This window comes from Achromobacter xylosoxidans, from assembly GCF_002192695.1.
Classification (GTDB): Bacteria; Pseudomonadota; Gammaproteobacteria; order Burkholderiales; family Burkholderiaceae_B; genus Achromobacter; species Achromobacter xylosoxidans_C.
In genome coordinates this window covers 212,070-228,099 of sequence record NZ_MTLG01000075.1, presented here as the reverse complement: position 1 = coordinate 228,099, position 16,030 = coordinate 212,070, and the positions used below count along the sequence as shown (strand labels likewise).

The 16,030-nt window shown below is 69.3% G+C and carries 14 protein-coding genes; 9 read left to right on the top strand and 5 right to left on the bottom strand.

What is annotated here, in order from left to right:
* Window positions 1-5: 5 nt before the first annotated feature.
* The 8 genes from BRO63_RS15300 (at window position 6) to BRO63_RS15265 (ending at window position 10,773) form a co-directional block, all read left to right on the top strand.
* A complete protein-coding gene (locus BRO63_RS15300) occupies window positions 6-965 on the top strand; it encodes a DUF58 domain-containing protein (RefSeq protein ID WP_088140581.1) in 960 nt (319 codons plus the stop codon).
* Complete coding sequence (locus BRO63_RS15295) at window positions 962-1,462, top strand: DUF4381 domain-containing protein (RefSeq protein WP_088140580.1); 501 nt, start codon at window positions 962-964, stop codon at window positions 1,460-1,462. The genes BRO63_RS15300 and BRO63_RS15295 overlap by 4 nt, the downstream gene beginning before the upstream one ends.
* Window positions 1,449-2,468 (top strand): vWA domain-containing protein, encoded by a 1,020-nt coding sequence (locus BRO63_RS15290; protein ID WP_088140579.1) that lies wholly within the window; start codon window positions 1,449-1,451, stop codon window positions 2,466-2,468. The genes BRO63_RS15295 and BRO63_RS15290 overlap by 14 nt, the downstream gene beginning before the upstream one ends.
* On the top strand, window positions 2,453-4,048 hold the full coding sequence (locus BRO63_RS15285; RefSeq protein WP_088140578.1) for a vWA domain-containing protein: 1,596 nt from the start codon (window positions 2,453-2,455) through the stop codon (window positions 4,046-4,048). Before BRO63_RS15290 ends, BRO63_RS15285 begins: the two co-directional genes overlap by 16 nt.
* Window positions 4,045-5,466, top strand: a complete 1,422-nt coding sequence (locus tag BRO63_RS15280; protein ID WP_088140577.1) for a BatD family protein — start codon at window positions 4,045-4,047, stop codon at window positions 5,464-5,466. Before BRO63_RS15285 ends, BRO63_RS15280 begins: the two co-directional genes overlap by 4 nt.
* On the top strand, window positions 5,463-6,461 hold the full coding sequence (locus BRO63_RS15275) for an HAD family hydrolase (RefSeq protein ID WP_088140576.1): 999 nt from the start codon (window positions 5,463-5,465) through the stop codon (window positions 6,459-6,461). Before BRO63_RS15280 ends, BRO63_RS15275 begins: the two co-directional genes overlap by 4 nt.
* Before the next feature lie 46 nt (window positions 6,462-6,507).
* On the top strand, window positions 6,508-8,145 hold the full coding sequence (locus BRO63_RS15270) for an arylsulfatase (RefSeq protein WP_088140575.1): 1,638 nt from the start codon (window positions 6,508-6,510) through the stop codon (window positions 8,143-8,145).
* A gap of 75 nt (window positions 8,146-8,220) precedes the next feature.
* The gene (locus BRO63_RS15265) at window positions 8,221-10,773 is read left to right on the top strand and encodes a fused MFS/spermidine synthase (RefSeq protein ID WP_088140768.1); all 2,553 of its coding nucleotides are present in this window, start codon (window positions 8,221-8,223) and stop codon (window positions 10,771-10,773) included.
* Window positions 10,774-10,776: 3 nt separating this feature from the next.
* Here the strand turns inward: BRO63_RS15265 and BRO63_RS15260 are convergent, their stop codons facing one another.
* The 3 genes from BRO63_RS15260 to BRO63_RS15250 all read right to left on the bottom strand — a co-directional run bounded on the left by BRO63_RS15260 (window position 10,777) and on the right by BRO63_RS15250 (window position 12,511).
* On the bottom strand, window positions 10,777-11,211 hold the full coding sequence (locus tag BRO63_RS15260; protein WP_088140574.1) for a hypothetical protein: 435 nt from the start codon (window positions 11,209-11,211) through the stop codon (window positions 10,777-10,779).
* A 218-nt stretch (window positions 11,212-11,429) separates the two neighbouring features.
* Entirely contained in the window at window positions 11,430-12,068 is a 639-nt protein-coding gene (locus tag BRO63_RS15255) for an FMN-dependent NADH-azoreductase (RefSeq protein WP_088140573.1), read from the bottom strand.
* Entirely contained in the window at window positions 12,065-12,511 is a 447-nt protein-coding gene (locus BRO63_RS15250) for a GNAT family N-acetyltransferase (protein WP_088140572.1), read from the bottom strand. The genes BRO63_RS15255 and BRO63_RS15250 overlap by 4 nt, the downstream gene beginning before the upstream one ends.
* Window positions 12,512-12,604: 93 nt before the next feature.
* Here BRO63_RS15250 and pdxR point away from each other — a divergent pair, with 93 nt between their 5' ends.
* The gene (pdxR, locus tag BRO63_RS15245; RefSeq protein WP_088140571.1) at window positions 12,605-14,035 is read left to right on the top strand and encodes a MocR-like pyridoxine biosynthesis transcription factor PdxR; all 1,431 of its coding nucleotides are present in this window, start codon (window positions 12,605-12,607) and stop codon (window positions 14,033-14,035) included.
* On the opposite strand, the gene BRO63_RS15240 is transcribed toward pdxR, so the two are convergent.
* A complete protein-coding gene (locus BRO63_RS15240) occupies window positions 14,032-14,511 on the bottom strand; it encodes a carboxymuconolactone decarboxylase family protein (protein ID WP_088140570.1) in 480 nt (159 codons plus the stop codon). The two genes, pdxR and BRO63_RS15240, sit on opposite strands and share 4 nt — an antisense overlap.
* A 135-nt stretch (window positions 14,512-14,646) precedes the next feature.
* Window positions 14,647-15,945, bottom strand: coding sequence for an ATP-binding protein (locus tag BRO63_RS15235; RefSeq protein WP_088140569.1), 1,299 nt, complete (start codon window positions 15,943-15,945; stop codon window positions 14,647-14,649).
* Window positions 15,946-16,030: the final 85 nt, after the last annotated feature.

Genomic DNA, 16,030 nt, shown 5'->3' with positions numbered 1-16,030 from the left:
CCGCCATGCCGTCCGCCGCTCCCTCCCCGGAAGTCCAGGTCCGCATCGCGGACTTGATGGCGCTGGAACCCGCCGCGCGCGGCCTGGGCTTCTTCAGCCGCCAGCCGGTGCACAGCATACTGGCCGGCCAGCATGGTTCGCGCCTGCGCGGCCGCGGGCTGGACTTCGAGGAATTGCGCCGCTACCTGCCCGGCGACGATCTGCGCCAGCTGGACTGGCGCGCCTCGCAGCGCCTGGGCAAGCCTTATGTACGCACCTATAGCGAGGAGCGCGACCGCCCGGTGCTGGTGGTGGTGGACCAGCGCATGGGCATGTACTTCGGTTCGGTGCGCAGCTTCAAGTCGGTGGCGGCCGCGCGCGTGGCGGCCTTGTCCGCGTGGATGGCCTATCTGGCCGGCGACCGCGTGGGAGGCCTGGTGTTCAGCGATGGCGGCATCGACCGCGTGCGGCCGCTGCGCAGCCGTGAACGCATCCAGGCCCTGTTCGCCGCCATCGCGCGCCGCAGCCTATCCATGGGCGCCGATCAGCCCGACGTGGACGCTTCCGGGCGGCTGAACGAGGCGCTGCAAGGGACGCTGGCGCATGCGCCGCACGATTGCCTGGTCTGCCTGATCAGCGATTTTGCCGGCGCCGACGCCACGACCTTGCGCCTGTTGCGCACGCTGGCCGCGCACAACGACGTGATCGCGACGCTGGTGTACGACCCGCTGGCGCTGCGCATCCCCTTGAGCGGCCGGCTGGTGGTGACGCAGGGCGAGCTGCAGGTCGAGGTGGCGGCCGATCGCAAGCAAGTGCGCGAGCCGCTGTCGGACTTCTTTTCGGGACGCCTGCGCGACGTGGCCGAACTGCTGCACCGCAGCCGCGTGCCGCTGCTGTCCATCGACACCGCGGACGACACCGTGGCGCAGTTGCGGCGCGAACTGGGCCGCCAGGCCAGCCGTCAGCAAAGCCGGGGCCGGACATGAACGCCGACGCCGCGCCGTCCATCGAACAGCTGCGGCAACTGCCGCTGCCCGAGCCGGTCAGCTACTGGCCGCAGACCTGGGGCTGGGCGGCGCTGCTGGCCGTGGCGCTGGCCCTGGCCGGATGGGCGGCGTGGCGGATGGCGCGGCGTCACGCGCGAAACCGCTACCGCCGCGCGGGCCTGCGCATGCTGCAGGCGTTGCGCCGGGAAACGCAGGCGGACCCGTTGGCCGCGCGCGCCTTGCCGGACCTGCTCAAGCGCGTCGGCCTGTCATCGGTGGCGCATGCCGACCGCGCCAGGGTGGGCGCCTTGCAGGGCGCGGAGTGGGTCGCCTTCATGGACCAGGGCGTGGCCGTGTTTCCTCCGGACGCGGGCGTCCTGCTGAGAGCGCTTGCCTATGCGCCGCCCGAGACCTTGCGGGCCATCGATCCCGCGCGCCTGCGGACATTGTTCGACGCCAGCCGGCAATGGATGGAGCGTCACCATGTGGCGGCTTGAGTATCCCTGGCTGCTGGCGCTGCTGCCTCTGGGGTGGTTGGCGTACCGCTATCTGCCGCCGTACGTGCAGCGCCGCAGCGCCGTGCGCATTCCCTTCTTCGAATCGGTGGCGCGCAGCGCCGGCCAGACGCCGCAGCGTCCCGGCGTGCGCGGCGACCGTTGGCAGCTGGCCCTGAACGCGCTGGTCTGGCTGCTGCTGATCCTGGCGCTGGCGCGGCCCGAGCGGATCGAGCCGCCGCTGGAACACCGCCAGCCGGTGCGCGACCTGCTGCTGGCCATCGACATTTCGCAATCCATGGAGACCGAGGACTTCGTGGCGCCGGACGGCCGCCGCGAGGACCGGCTGAGCGGCGTCAAGGCGGTGGTGGCCGACTTCATCGACCGCCGCAAGGACGACCGGCTCGGCCTGATCGTGTTCGGCAGCGCGGCCTATCCGCAGGCGCCGCTGACGCAAGACCATGCCACGCTCAAGCTGCTGCTTGCCCAGGTGAGCACACGCATGGCCGGCCCCAACACGGCCATCGGCGACGCGATCGGCGTGGCGATCAAGCAGTTCGAGCATGCCGGCGAGCGCGATCAGGTCCTGATCCTGCTGACGGACGGCAACGACACCGGCAGCGCCGTGCCGCCCGGCCGCGCCTCGGCCATGGCGGCCGCGCGCCACATCGTGGTGCACACCGTGGGCATAGGCGATCCGCAGGCGCAGGGCGAAGAGAAGGTCGATTTCGACGCCTTGCGCGCGATCGCCGCCAAGACCGGAGGCCGCTTCTTTCCGGCGCAGGACCAGGCGTCGCTGCGCCAGGTCTATGCCGAGCTGGACCGCATCACGCCGCACGAGGTGCGTGAACTGCGGCATCAGCCCAAGCAGGATTTCTTCTGGGTGCCGCTGGGCCTGGCGCTATTGCTGCTGGCAGCCTGGCATCTGGCCGCCGCGCTGCGCGGCTGGCATCGCGGCGCCAGGCTGCGCGATGGCGGCGTGGAGGAGGGCGGATGGAAATCGACCTGAGTGCCTTCCATTTCCTGCGCCCGTGGTGGCTGCTGGCCGTTGCGGCCGCGGCCTTGCTGCTATGGCGGCGGCGCGGCGAGGACGGCCGGGCGGGATGGCGCAGCAACATCGCGCCGGCGCTGCTGCCTTACCTGACCGTGCGCACGCAGGGCAGCCGCGGACCGCGCCCCGTGCAACTGCTGGCCGCCGTGCTGGCGCTGGGCGGCATCGCGGCGGCAGGGCCGACCTGGCAACAGGACCGTCCCGCCTTCCTGGACAATCTCGCGCCCCTGATCGCCGCGGTGGATCTGTCGCCGTCGATGGACGCGGCCGATCTGCCGCCAAGCCGGCTGGAGGCCGCCAAGCGCAAGCTGCGCGACTTGCTCAAACGCCGCGCGGGCGCCAAGACTGGGCTGATCGCCTACGCGGGCTCGGCCCATCTGGTGTTGCCACCCACCGACGATCCCGCGCTGCCGGACATGTTCGTGCAGGCCTTGTCCACCGAACTCATCGGCGCGCCCGGCAAGAACGCCGCGGCCGCCATTTCCCTGGCCGCCAGTCTGCTGCAATCCGGCCAGGCGGGCGGCACGCTGCTGCTGGTGACCGACGGCGCGGACACCAGCCAGTTGGCCGAGGTTGAGCGCCTGGCCCGCGCCAATTCCTTCCAGATACTGGTGTGGGCGGCAGGCACGCGCGACGGCGGCGTGGTGCGCGACGCGCGCGGCCAGCCACGCGTGGACGCCCAGGGCAAGCCGGTGCTGGGCGGCTTTGACGAGGATGCGCTGAAACAGCTGGCGCAGGCGGCGCGCGCGCCCCTGGGCAGCCTGACCCTGAACGACGACGACCTGGACTGGGTGACGCTGCACGCCGAACGCCACTTCCAGGAGGTCCAGGACGCGGACAAGCCGCCGCACTGGAAGGACGCGGGCTATTGGCTGTGCTGGCCGCTGGCGCTGTTGGCGCTGCTGGCGCTGCGGCGCGGCTGGAACATCAACTGGACGGCATGCCTGCTGCTGGCCGCCACGGCCGGGCTGTATACGCCCCGGGTGGACGCGGGCCCGCTGGCCGACGCCTTTTTCACCCCCGATCAGCAGGGCCGCTGGGCCTACGAGCACAAGCGCTATGCAGAGGCCGCGGCCTTGTATGCGGATCCTTACTGGAAGGGCCGCGCCGCCTACGACGCGGGCGACTATCAGGCCGCGCTGGCCGCCTTCGCTAAGCTGGATACGCCGGAAGGCTATTTCTACCTGGGCAATACCCAGGTCCGGCTGCGCAGCTACGACGTGGCGCTGGCGGCCTATGACCAGGCACTGCGCCTGCGGCCGGAGTTTCCCGAAGCGCGCGACAACCGCGAGCTGGTCGCCAGATTGATCGCCGCCGCCGAAAGCGAGCAACAGGACGACGACTCCGAGAAGCCCGACGAGACCCGCATGGACAGCGACAAGGGCGCGGGCAAGATGATGCGGGTAGCGGCCCCCCAGGCCGCTTCTGACGAGGTCTGGCTGCGTAACCTGAGCCTGTCGCCGGCGGGCTTTCTGAAGCAGAAGTTCGCCATCGAGGATGCGCGCAAGTCCGCGCCGGCGCAGGGGAAGCAGCCATGACCCGCCGCCTGGCCGCATTGCGCCGCCTGGGCCTGTGGCTGCTCTTGCTGCCGCTGAGCCTGTGCGCCGCGATGGCGCGGGCCGAGTCCGCCGATGCCGGGCCGCAACTGCGCGCCGAGGCCCGCATGGCGGCGTCGGGCGAGCTGATGGCGGGCGCCACCGCCATCCTGCAGGTGGACGTGCTGACCTCGACCTGGTTCACCCAGCCGCCGCAGCTGCCGGCCCTGGATATTCCGGGAGCGCTGGTGTCCGGGCCATCGGGGCAAGCCACCATCATCCACGCCACGATAGGCGGCATCGCCTACAGCGGACTGCGCTACTCCTACCTGGTCAGCCCGCAGGCAGCGGGCGCCTTGCGCGTGCCCGCCATCCACGTCAGCGCGCAGGTAGGGCAGGCGACGGCGCCGCTTGCCGCGCAGACGCGGCCGCTGGAAGTGCGCGCCGCGGGGCCGCCCGGCGGTGTGGCAGGACACGCGCTGGCGGCCAGCGCGGTCCAGGCCAGCCAGCAGATCCGCTATTCGGCCCAGCCTCCCGCCGTGGGCGACCACGTCAGCCGCGTCATCACCGTGCAGGCCCAGGGCGCGCAGGCCATGCTGATCCCGCCGCCCGCCGCGGCCTCTGTTCCGGGTCTCAAACTGTACCCGTCCGAGCCCGAGCTGACGCAGATCTCCGACGATCGCGGCGGCTTCCTGGGCGGACAGCGCGTGGACCGGCTGGACTACGTGATCGAACGTGGCGGCGCCCTTGAGTTGCCCGCGGTGGAGATCCGCTGGTGGAACATCGCGACCAACAAGGAAGAGCGCGTGGTGCTGCCCGCGCAGCGCTTCGAGGCGCAGGCCGGCGCCGCCTACCAGGCGCCATTCTCGGTCGAGCAGGACCTGCGCGACATGGGCCGGCAGGTGCAGGTGCGCATTCCGGGGGGATCGCTGGCGCTGGCTGCGGGCGTGGCGCTGGCAGTCCTGGCGTGGTGGTTGGGCGCACCCTGGCTGCGGCGGACGTTGGCCCGCCTGCGGACCGGACTGCGGGCGCGGCGCGAACAATGGCGCGCCTCCGAACCCTATGCGGCGATGAACTTGCGGCGCTTGCTGGCGCGGCCCCAGCCGCGCATGGACGCGCTGTACGCATGGCTGCGCCGAGCTTGCGGCGCGGCCACGATTGCGCGGGGGACGGCCGGCCTGGAGCCGGCGCTGCGCCAATCCGCCGACGATGCGCTGCGAGCCTGCTATGGCAGGGCGCCGGACGCGGCGCACGGCTGGCGCGGATTGCGCGAGATGTTCCCGCCTTGGCGCCGCGCCTTGCGCGCGCCGGTGCGATCGGGCGGCGCGCAAGACCTGCCAGCGCTGAATCCCGGTACGGCCGCAACGTCACGCGGACGGGTGGCCGCCGCTTCCGCCGACCTTCAAGGAGATCTCCCATGACGATGCCTTTGCTCGCCCGGCGCTGGCTTGCGCTGCTGTTCCTGCTGCTCCTGGCCGGCGTGGCCCGCGCGCAGACGCCGCTGCCGTCCTGGAACGAGGGGCCTTCGCGCCAGGCCATCCTGGGCTTCGTGCAAGCCGTCACGACGGAGGGCGGACCGGACTATGTGGCGCCGGCCGACCGGATCGCCGTGTTCGACAACGACGGCACGCTATGGAGCGAGCAGCCCCTGTACTTCCAGCTGATCTTCGCGCTGGACCAGGTCAAGACCATGGCGCCCCGGCATCCCGAATGGGCGCAGGAGCAGCCCTACAAGGCCGCGATCGAGGGCGACCGCCAGGCGCTGGCGGCCTCGGGCACCGAAGGGCTGCTGAAGATCGTGGGCGCGACCCACACCAATATGACCACCGAGGCTTTCGGCGCGGAGGTCAGGCAATGGATCAAGACCGCCCGCCATCCGCGCTTCAAGCAGCCGTACACCAGCATGATCTATGCGCCCATGCTGGAACTGCTGGACTATCTGCGCGGCAACGGCTTCAAGACCTACATCGTGTCCGGCGGCGAAGTGGAGTTCATGCGCGCCTGGGCGCAGAACGTCTACGGCATCCCGCCGGAGCAGGTGATAGGCACCACCTTCGTCACCGAGTTCCAGATGCAGGACGGCAAGCCCGTGCTGATGCGCACGCCCAAGCTCGACTTCAACGACGACGGGCCGGGCAAGCCCGTCGCCATCAACAAGTTCATCGGCCGCCAGCCCATTTTCGCCTTCGGCAATTCGGACGGCGACCTGCAGATGCTGCAGTGGACGGCGGCCGGCAGCGGCAAGCGCTTCGCGGGCCTGGTGCATCACACCGACGCCAGGCGCGAGTGGGCCTATGACCGGGATTCCAAGATCGGCCGGCTGGACCGCGCGCTGGATGAAGCACGGCAAAAGGGTTGGGTAATCGTAGACATGGCAAAGGAGTGGAGAAGGGTATACGCATTTGAAACACAGTGATTCGTTTACGTGACTGGGAACCGCCCGCAAGGGTCAGGAGAAAGCGATGAACGCAAGAAAACTGTTGAGCGCGGCGCTCTTCGCCGCAACCGGCCTCATGGCACTGGCAGGCGCGCAGGCGCAGACCCAGGCGCCGGCGGCCAATCAGGGCCAGGCGGCGGCATCGGGCAAGAAGCCGAACATCCTGGTGATCTTCGGCGACGACATCGGGCAGGCGAATATCAGCGCCTACGCGCATGGCGTGGTCGGATACACCACGCCGAACATCGACCGGATCGCCAAGGAAGGCGTCCTGTTCACGGACTACTACGCCGAGAACAGCTGCACGGCGGGCCGCTCGTCCTTCATCACCGGGCAGTCGCCGCTGCGCACCGGCCTGTCCAAGGTCGGCATGCCCGGTGCGACCGTGGGGCTGCAAAAGGGCGACATCACCCTCGCCGAGGCCTTGAAGGCGCAGGGCTACACCACGGCGCAATTCGGCAAGAACCACCTGGGCGACCGGGACGAGTACCTGCCCACGCGCCACGGCTTCGACGAGTTCTTCGGCAACCTCTACCACCTGAACGCCGAAGAGGAACCCGAGCGCCCGTACTGGCCCAAGGACCCCAACGATCCCTACGTCAAGAACTTCTCGCCACGCGGGGTGATCAAGGCCACGGCCGACGGCAAGGTGCAGGACACCGGCGCCTTGACCACCAAGCGCATGGAGACCATCGACGACGAAACCGTGGGCGCGGCGATCGACTACATCGACAAGCACGGCAAGGACGACAAGCCGTTCTTCGTGTGGATGAACACCACGCGCATGCACATCTACACGCACATCCGGCCCGAGCACAAGGGCAAGAGCGGCATGCCCGGCAACGACTATGCCGATGGCATGTGGGAGCATGACCAGGACGTGGGCAAGCTGTTGAAGAAGCTGGACGACATGGGCATCGCCGACAACACCATCGTCGTCTACACCACCGACAACGGCCCCAATGCCTTCACCTGGCCGGACGCCGCCACCACGCCGTTCCGCAGCGAAAAGGACTCCAACTGGGAAGGCGCGTTCCGCGTGCCGGCCATGGTGCGTTGGCCGGGCAAGATTCCCGCGGGGGAAATCAAGCGCGGCATCGTGTCCGGCATGGACTGGTTCCCGACCCTGATGGCGGCCACGGGCGACACCACCATCAAGGAACGGCTGCTGGACGGCTGGGCGCCGCAGGCCGGCGGCACCAAGTTCAAGGTGCACCTGGACGGCTACGACCAGTTGGGCTACCTGACCGGCAAGCAGGACAAGAGCGCGCGCGACGAGTTCTTCTACTTCAACGACGACGGCGTGCTGGTCGGAGCGAGGTTTGGGGACTGGAAGGCGGTGTTCTGCGAGCAGCGGGCTCCCGGCAATCTCAACATCTGGCAGGACCCGTTCGTCTGCCTGCGCTTGCCGAAGATCTTCAACCTGCGCATGGACCCGTACGAGCGCGCCGACATTACGTCGGACCAGTACAACGATTGGCTGGCCAAGAACGCCTATCTGACCGCCATCGCCACCATGAAGGCCACCGCGTTCCTGGACACGTTCCTCAAGTATCCGCCGAGCCAGCGCCCCGCTACGTTCAGCGTGGATCAGGTTCAGGAGAAGGTCAACAAGGCCATGGAAGAACACTTCCAGCAGCTTGACAAGCAGAAGGCGAAGTAACCGCCCGCGGCGCAAGCCGGGGCAGGACCGGGCGGCGCGCGTCGCGCCGCCCGGCAACGCAGAGGGAGCAGCATGATGGGCATGGGGGCAAGCGAGGCGGCGATGCAGGGACGCGATCTGGAAAAACAATCCGTGCAGGAACGGACCCTGACGGCGGCTCGGCCGGCTGCGCTGTTGTTCCTTTCCGGCATGGCTGCGCTGGTGTTCCAGGTGCTGTGGATCAAGCAGTTGTCGCTGGTGGTGGGCGTGGAGGTCAGCGCCATCGCCGGCGCCGTCAGCGCATTCTTTCTGGGCCTGGCGCTGGGCGGGTGGCTGTTGGGCCGTCGGGCGGACCGCTTGCGGCGCCCGGTACGTTTCTACGCCGCGCTGGAAGCGGCCGTGGCGCTGTCCTGCGTCGCGGTGACCTGGCTGCTGGCGCGCAGCGCCGCCGTCTTCGTCGCGGTCGAGGCGCATAGCAGCGTGGCGGCCTGGCTGGCGGTAGGGCTGCTGCTGGCCATTCCCGCATTCTTGATGGGCGGCACCTTGCCGGTGCTGCTGCGCGCCGTGAGCCGGCAGGGCGCGGACATGAGCCGCGCGGGCGGGGCGATGTACGCCGCCAATACCTGCGGCGCGATCCTGGGCGCGTTACTGCCTGCTTTTTTCCTGATTCCGCGCTTCGGCGTGCAGGGCGCGGCGCTTGCCGCGGCCTCGCTGAATCTGCTGGCGGCGGCCGGCGCCTGGATGCTGGACCGCAGGGCGGGCGACAGCGCCGCGCCCGCCGCCAGCCCGCAAGCCGCGGGCACGCCCCTGTCGGGCGAGGCGCGCCTGGCCGTGGCACTGTACGCGGTGGCCGGCGCCGTGGCGCTGGGCTACGAAGTGATCTGGTCGCAGATGATCGTGCCCTTCATGAGCACGCGCGCTTTCGCCTTCGCCATCGTACTGGCCACCTATCTGGCAGGCCTTGCCATCGGTGCGGCGCTGTACGCGCGCTGGGCGCGCCGCGTGCGCAATCCCTGGACGGTGTTCGGCTTCCTGATCGCGGGCGCGGGCCTGATCGCGGTGCTGGAAGTGGCGTTGCTGGGCCAGTGGCTGGTCGTGGCGCAGACCCGGGCGGAAGCGGCGGTCTACCAATGGACGGGCAGCGGCTTTGCCGGCATGTGTGCGCGTTTCGCGGTGGCGGCGGCCAGCCTGGTGCTGGCGCCCACGCTGCTGCTGGGCGCGGCGTTTCCCGCGGTGCTGCGCATCGTGGTGGGAGAGCAGCGCGTGGGCCGCGAAGCCGGCGCCGTGCTCGCCTGCAACACGCTGGGCGGCATCGCGGGCACCTTGCTGACCGGGTTCCTGCTGCTGCCCGCGCTGGGCCTGGTGCGCACCCTGGGCGTGCTGGCGGCCATTGCCGCCGCGGTGGGCGCCGTGGCGGCCTGGCGCGGACGCTCCGATGGCCGCGCCGCCACTGGCTGGGCCACCGGCATCGCGGGTCTGGCCACGCTGGCCGTGGTCGCCATGCTGCCGGCGGACCAGTTTGCGCGGCTGCTGCCGGGCGCCAGCGGCGCGGGCCTGGTCTTCTATGAAGAAAGCCATGGCGGCACGGTGGCCGTGGTCGAGCGCGCCGGCAACGGCAACCGTTTCCACCGACTCTACATCCAGGGCGTGTCGAATTCGGGCGACGCCATGCCTTCGCTGCGCTATATGCGGCTGCAGGCGCTGCTGCCCTTGATCGTGCACGCGGGCGAACCCAGGTCCGCGCTGGTCGTGGGCTATGGCACCGGCATCACGGCAGGGGCTCTGTCGCAATACCGCGGCCTGGAAAAGCGCGCGGTGGCCGAGCTGCTGCCCGCCGTGCTGCGCGCCGCGCCCCATTTCCAGGGCACCTTCCAGGCCGCCACCGATCCGGGCCTGGACAAGCGCCTGCGCGACGGCCGCCGCGAACTGCAGGCCAGCGCGGAACGCTGGGACCTGATCACGCTGGAACCGCCGCCGCCTTCGGCCGCAGGCGTGGTCAATCTGTATTCGCGCGACTTCTACCAACTGGCCGCCAGCCGGCTGGCGCCGCAAGGCATCGTGGCGCAATGGCTGCCGCTGCCGACGCAGAACGAGGACGACACCCGCGCCCTGATCGCGAGCTTCATTCAGGTGTTTCCGCATGCCCAGCTCTGGACCAGCGAGCTGCACGAAATGCTGCTGCTGGGCTCGCTGCAGCCGCTGCCGCTGGACGCGGCCCGCATCCAGGCGCGCTACGGCCAGCCCGATACCGCCGCCGCCCTGAAAGCCGTGGGCGTGCCTTCGGCCGCGGCCTTGCTCGCCACCTGGGTGACCGACCGCGACGGACTGGCGCGTTTTGCCGGCGATACGCCGCCCGTCACCGACGACCGGCCCGGCATCGAGTATGCGACCTGGGTGCGGCCGCGCGAGGTGGTGCGGACGCTGCCCGCGCTGCTGGCCCTGCGCAGCGAGCCGCCGCTGGCAGGCGCGTCCGAGGCGCTGCGCGCCGACATGCAGCTGGAACGGGCGCGGCTGGACACGTTCTACCGGGCGTCACTGGCGGCCTACGTGGGCGACCGCGAAACCTGGGGCCGGGAAATGAACAAGCTGGCCCGCGATGACGGCGACAATGCCTACTACCGCTGGTTCATGCCTAGCGCCAGGCAATAGGGCCTAGCTGCATATGCGCCGCCAGGGCGCAACGCCATGTGGCGAGCAGTAGCCCGCGCAGGGCGTCGCCATCGACATGCCGCTCTGGCAGCGCAGGTCAGGCGCCCGTTCGCCATAGGGCACCATGCCCTGGCAATCGCATGAGGCAAGGCCGGCGCCGGACGGCAGTTTCTTGGGCAGCTCCGGCACGGCGGCGCGCTCGGCCTTGGCCTTGGGCGCGGGCGGCGGCGCTTCGTCGTCCGCATCGGCGCGCTCGATCACGCCCCGGACCTTGGCCGCCGGCATGTTGCAGGCCTTGGCGATCGCATTGACCGTGCGGCCGTCGTTGGCCATGGACAGGATCTTCTTGTCGTTGCAGGCCGCCTCGGCGCGCGGCGCGGCAAGGACCCACAACGCAAGCGCGGCGGCAAGGAGAATGCCTGGTCGGGTGTATGTCATTGCACGCCTCCTGCACCCATGCCCGAATGAGGAGATACGGCGTAGTCTGGTCAGGCGAGAGGGTTTGGCAAAGAGCGTAGTGCCGCCTATTTGGGGGTGTCAACGCAGCCCGATTGCCTAGTGCTTATTGCGGACTTGTACCGGACTCAAGCGCTATCCCTAAGCATGATCCGGCTTGGTGCGCGCGCCATGATGCGGCGGCACCAGGCCTAGATGAATCAAGCGGCGGCGAACTCGGCGCGCAGGCCGGCCGCAAACGGATGGGCGGCGATCTCGCCCTGGACCCGCGCCCGCGCCTCGTCCAGCGCATCCGTCCCGCGCGCCGTGCCTTGCACCGAAAAGAACGTCACGCTCTTCAGGCCTATCGTGCCCAGCACGTGCCTCAGGTACGGCGTAAGAAAGTCCGGCTGGCTGTGCTCGCCGCAGCCGAACTCGCCGCCGGACGAGATCGCCACGTATACCGGCCGGTCCTCCAGGCTGCCTTCCTTGCCGCGCTCCGTGATCTGGAACGTGCTGCGCACCCGCACCACGTGATCGATCCAGGTCTTCAGCGAGGCCGATACGGTGAAATTGTGCATCGGCGTCGCGATGACGACATGGCTGGCGTCCCGCAAGGACTGGATCAATCCGGACGAACGGCCCAGCGCGCCGCGGTGCTGGCGGCCGTCGGTGGGATCCTGGCGCGCGCTCAGCGTGGCGGCGTAGTCGGAGTCGACCAGGGGCAGGGCGGTCGCGTCGACGTCGACCACGGCCGCGTCGGGCGCGGCGGCGGTGAGCTGGTCGACGATGGCTTGCGACAGGCGATAGCTTTCGGAGGCGCGGCCGCGCGGGCTGCAGATGATGCGCAGGATGTTCATGAGGCGGGAGTTTCCAGTGACTTGCTGAATCGGATGGCGCTGGTCAACAGACCGGCGCGGAAATAGAAGCGTTGGGCCAGGGCGTTGCCCAGGCCGGTGTCGAGCACCAGGCGGGCGCAGCCGCTGTCGCGCGCGGCGGTGTCCAGCGCGTGCAGCAGGCGGGCGCCCCAGCGCTCGCCGCGCCGTCCGTCCGCCACCACCAGGTCGTCGACATACAGAAAGCGGCCGTAGATCAGGTTTTCCTGCAGGCGGTAGCCCGCCAGCGCGACGGCCCGGCCCGCGTCCATGGCGGCCAGCAGCCGGTAGCCGTCGGCGCGCATGCGGCCGACGCGTTCGATGAAGTCGGCTTCTTGGTTCAGATGGGGCCGTAGCTCGCGCATCAGCGGCAGGCATGCGCGCAGGTCCTGCGGGCTTTCGATGTGGTGCAAAGTGGCTTCTGTCATGGATGCAAAGGCGTTATCAAGAAGGGAGTACAGCCATGTTAGGAGCCGCATGCCATAATTAGAAGGGCCATAAAATGAATTGTTGACTATGCCATGATGCAGCCTCAGCCGCAGGACCCGCCCGCGCTCTCCAGCGGCGCGGAGCCGCTGTACCGCCAGGTCTACGAACGCTTTCGCGGCGCCATCGCCCAGGGCACGCTCAAGCCGGGCGACCGTATTCCCTCGGCGCGGGCGCTGGCCAAGGAAATGGGCGTGGCGCGCGGCACGGTGGAAGTGGCGTATTCGCTGCTGGCATCGGAGGGCTACATCCAGGCGCGCGGCCAGGCCGGCACGGTGGTGGCGCCCGATGTACAGCCTGCCCACGCGCCGCCACCCGCCGCGGCCCTTCCTGCCGAGGCGCCCGGCGATGGCCCGGGCTGGCGCGAGCCTTCGGGCCTGCGGCCGTTCCAGATGGGCTTGCCGGCATTGGACGAGTTTCCGCGCAAGCTATGGGCCCGCCTGGGCGCCCGGCAGCTGCGCAGCCTGCAATCCGCGGACCTGGCTTATCCGCCCAGCGGGGGCCTGCCAGCCCTGCGCAGCGCGACGGCCGCCTATCTGCAAGTGGCGCGCGGCATCCACTGCCAGCCGTCGCAGGTGTTCATCACTTCTGGCTACAACAGCACGATGGGGCTGGTCCTGCAGACGCTGTTCGAGGCGGGCGACCAGGTCTGGATGGAAGATCCGGGATATCCGCCGACGCGCGCGCTGCTGGAGCAGGCGCGCCTGGAACCGGTGCCCGTGCCGGTGGACCAGGACGGCATCATGGTCAGCGCCGGCATCGAGCGGGCGGGACGGGCGCGCGGCGCGGTGGTGACGCCGGCCCATCAAAGCCCCTTGAGCATGTCGCTGTCCTTGCCGCGCCGACAGGCGCTGCTGGACTGGGCCGAACGCCGTGGCGCCTGGATCGTGGAGGACGACTACGACGGCGAGTACCGCTACGTCGGCCGCCCGCTGCCAGCCTTGAAGAGCCTGGATACGCAAGGCCGGGTGCTATATGCGGGCACCTTCAGCAAGGTCCTGTTTCCCGGCTTGCGGCTGGCCTACCTGGTGGTGCCCGAGGCGCAGGCAGGACGCTTCGCGCAGTCCGCGCGGCTGCAGGCGGGCGGGGCGCCGGGCCTGACGCAGGCGATATTGAGCGCCTTCATGGCCGAAGGCCATTTCGGCCGCCATATCCAGCGCATGCGCAAGCTGTACGCGGAACGGCGCGCCGCGACGGTGGAGGGCCTGGACGCGGCGCTGGGGCAGCGCCTGCGGATCGAGCCGCAGCCGGGCGGCATGCATCTGGTGGCGCGTCTGGACGATGGCCAAATCGACGTGGTCCTGGCCGGGCGGATGGAAGAGCAGGGCATGTATGCGGGCGCATTGTCGCGCTGGTGCGCCACGCCGCGGCAGCAATCTGCGCTGCTGCTCAGCTTTACCAATATCGCTACGCAGGCGCAGGCCCGTGAATTGGGCCTGCGGATACTGCGGCTGATGCAGGCCTAGTTCAAACCGGCCTTGTCCAGGCCGTAAGCCGCATCGGCCGAGCCCGGCACGGTGCGGAACGCCACGTTCAGCCGGTTCCAGCCGTTGATGCCGACCACCAGCAGGGTCAGGTCCGAGATTTCCTTTTCGGACAAGTGCTCGCGCGCCTCTTCATAGGCCGCATCCGAAACGCCCTGCGCCGACAGGGTGGTGACGGCTTCGGTCCAGGCCAGCGCCGCGCGCTCGCGCGGCGAGAACAGCGTGGACTCGCGCCAGATGGCGATGTGATGCAGGCGCAATTCGCGCTCGCCGGCGATCCTGGCCTGCTTGACGTGCATGTCCAGGCAGAAGCCGCAGCCGTTGATCTGCGAGGCGCGGATATCCACCAGTTCGCCGACCTCCTGCACGATAGGGGTTTTCTTCAGCGACATGCTGAATTCCAGGTACTTCCTGGACTGTTCCTCGGACACCTGGAAATAATTCAAACGCTGGCTCATGTTGCTACCTATTCGATACGTATTGCCGAGGGGAATCTCGTGACGACAGCATGAGGCAACTTGGCCCAGCACGGTAGTGCCATAAATGGTGTTTCGACCTGGGCCATGGCGGGAGCGCTGCGGCCCCTGCCAGACTCAGGCCGGCCAGCGCAGCACGAAACGGGCGCCGCCCAGCGGGCTATCGTGGATCTCGATGCCGCCGCCGTGGTTCGCGGCCACGCGCCAGACGATGGCCAGGCCCAGGCCCGCGCCGGCGGTGCCGCGGTCGCGGCTTTCGTCCAGCCGGATGAAGGGTTCGAACACGCGGGCGCGGTCGGCCGGGGCGATGCCGCCGCCGTCGTCGTCCACGATCAGCTCGAAGCCGCCCGCAGGGCACTGGCTGAGCCTGACCTCCACGTGGCGGCTGGCGTAACGCACCGCGTTCTGCACCAGGTTCAGCAAGGCCCGGCTCATGTAGCGCGGATGCAGCCGCACGCGCGGCGGATAGTCGCGGTGCACATGGCACTGGATGCCGCGGGCCTCGGCCTGGTGCGCCACTTGGGCCAGGGCTTCGCCCAGCCAATCGCATGTGTCCACGGTTTCCAGCCTGACGGTGTCGTCGGCGGGGCGCTCGAGCCGCGCGTAGACCAGCAGTTCGGCCACCAGCGTTTCCAGTTCGCAGATGTCGGCCTGCATGTCGCGCAGAATCTGGAGCCGCCTGGGCAGGTGCTGGTCCTGGCCCAACAGGGCGACCTCGAAGGACAGGCGCGCCAGCGGCGTGCGCAACTCGTGCGAGACGGCATTGGTCAGGCTGCGCTGGTTTTCGACCAGCGCCGAGATGCGTTCGGCCATCTGGTTGAAACTTTCGCCCACGTGCCGCATGCCGGCCAGGCGCGACAGCCGCACCCGCGCGCCGAGTTCGCCCTGGCCCATGCGCAGCGTGGCGTTGCGCAGCCGGTCCAGGTCGCGCCACAAGGGCAGGGCCCAGAGCACTAGCAGGATGATGCCCACGATCAGGCTGAGCGCGGCCCAGGCGGCTATCGTGATCCATCTTTCAACGGCCCGCGGCGCGCGCGGCAGGCTCAACTCCAGCCACTGGCTGGGTTCGCCGGGCAGGGGAGCGACGTAGACGTTGTAGTCGTCGCGCATGATGAAGCCGGCGGTGGCCAGCTGCTGCCGTTCCGCTGCCGTGGGCTGGGCTTGCGCGTCCGTGAGCAGGTTCAGTCCCAGGCCGTAGTGCGGCTGTATCTCGTCGCGCAGGTAATCCGCCCGCGCGCCGGGTTCGAGGTCGTCCAGTTCCTTGCGCAATGCGTGGATCTGCCCCCGGACAGATTGGTACGACAGGTCCGCGCTCAGCGGGTCCAGCAGATACTCGAGGCTGCGCTGCACCAGCTGCGATCCCGCGATGTAACCGATAGCGGCGACCACGAAGATGCGAATCGCAAACTTGAGCATTGGGGATCTGGACCTGAACTGGGGACCTGGGATGCTATCGGGCCGCAACAGGCACAGTCGCCGATATTTGTACGGTATTTGTAAA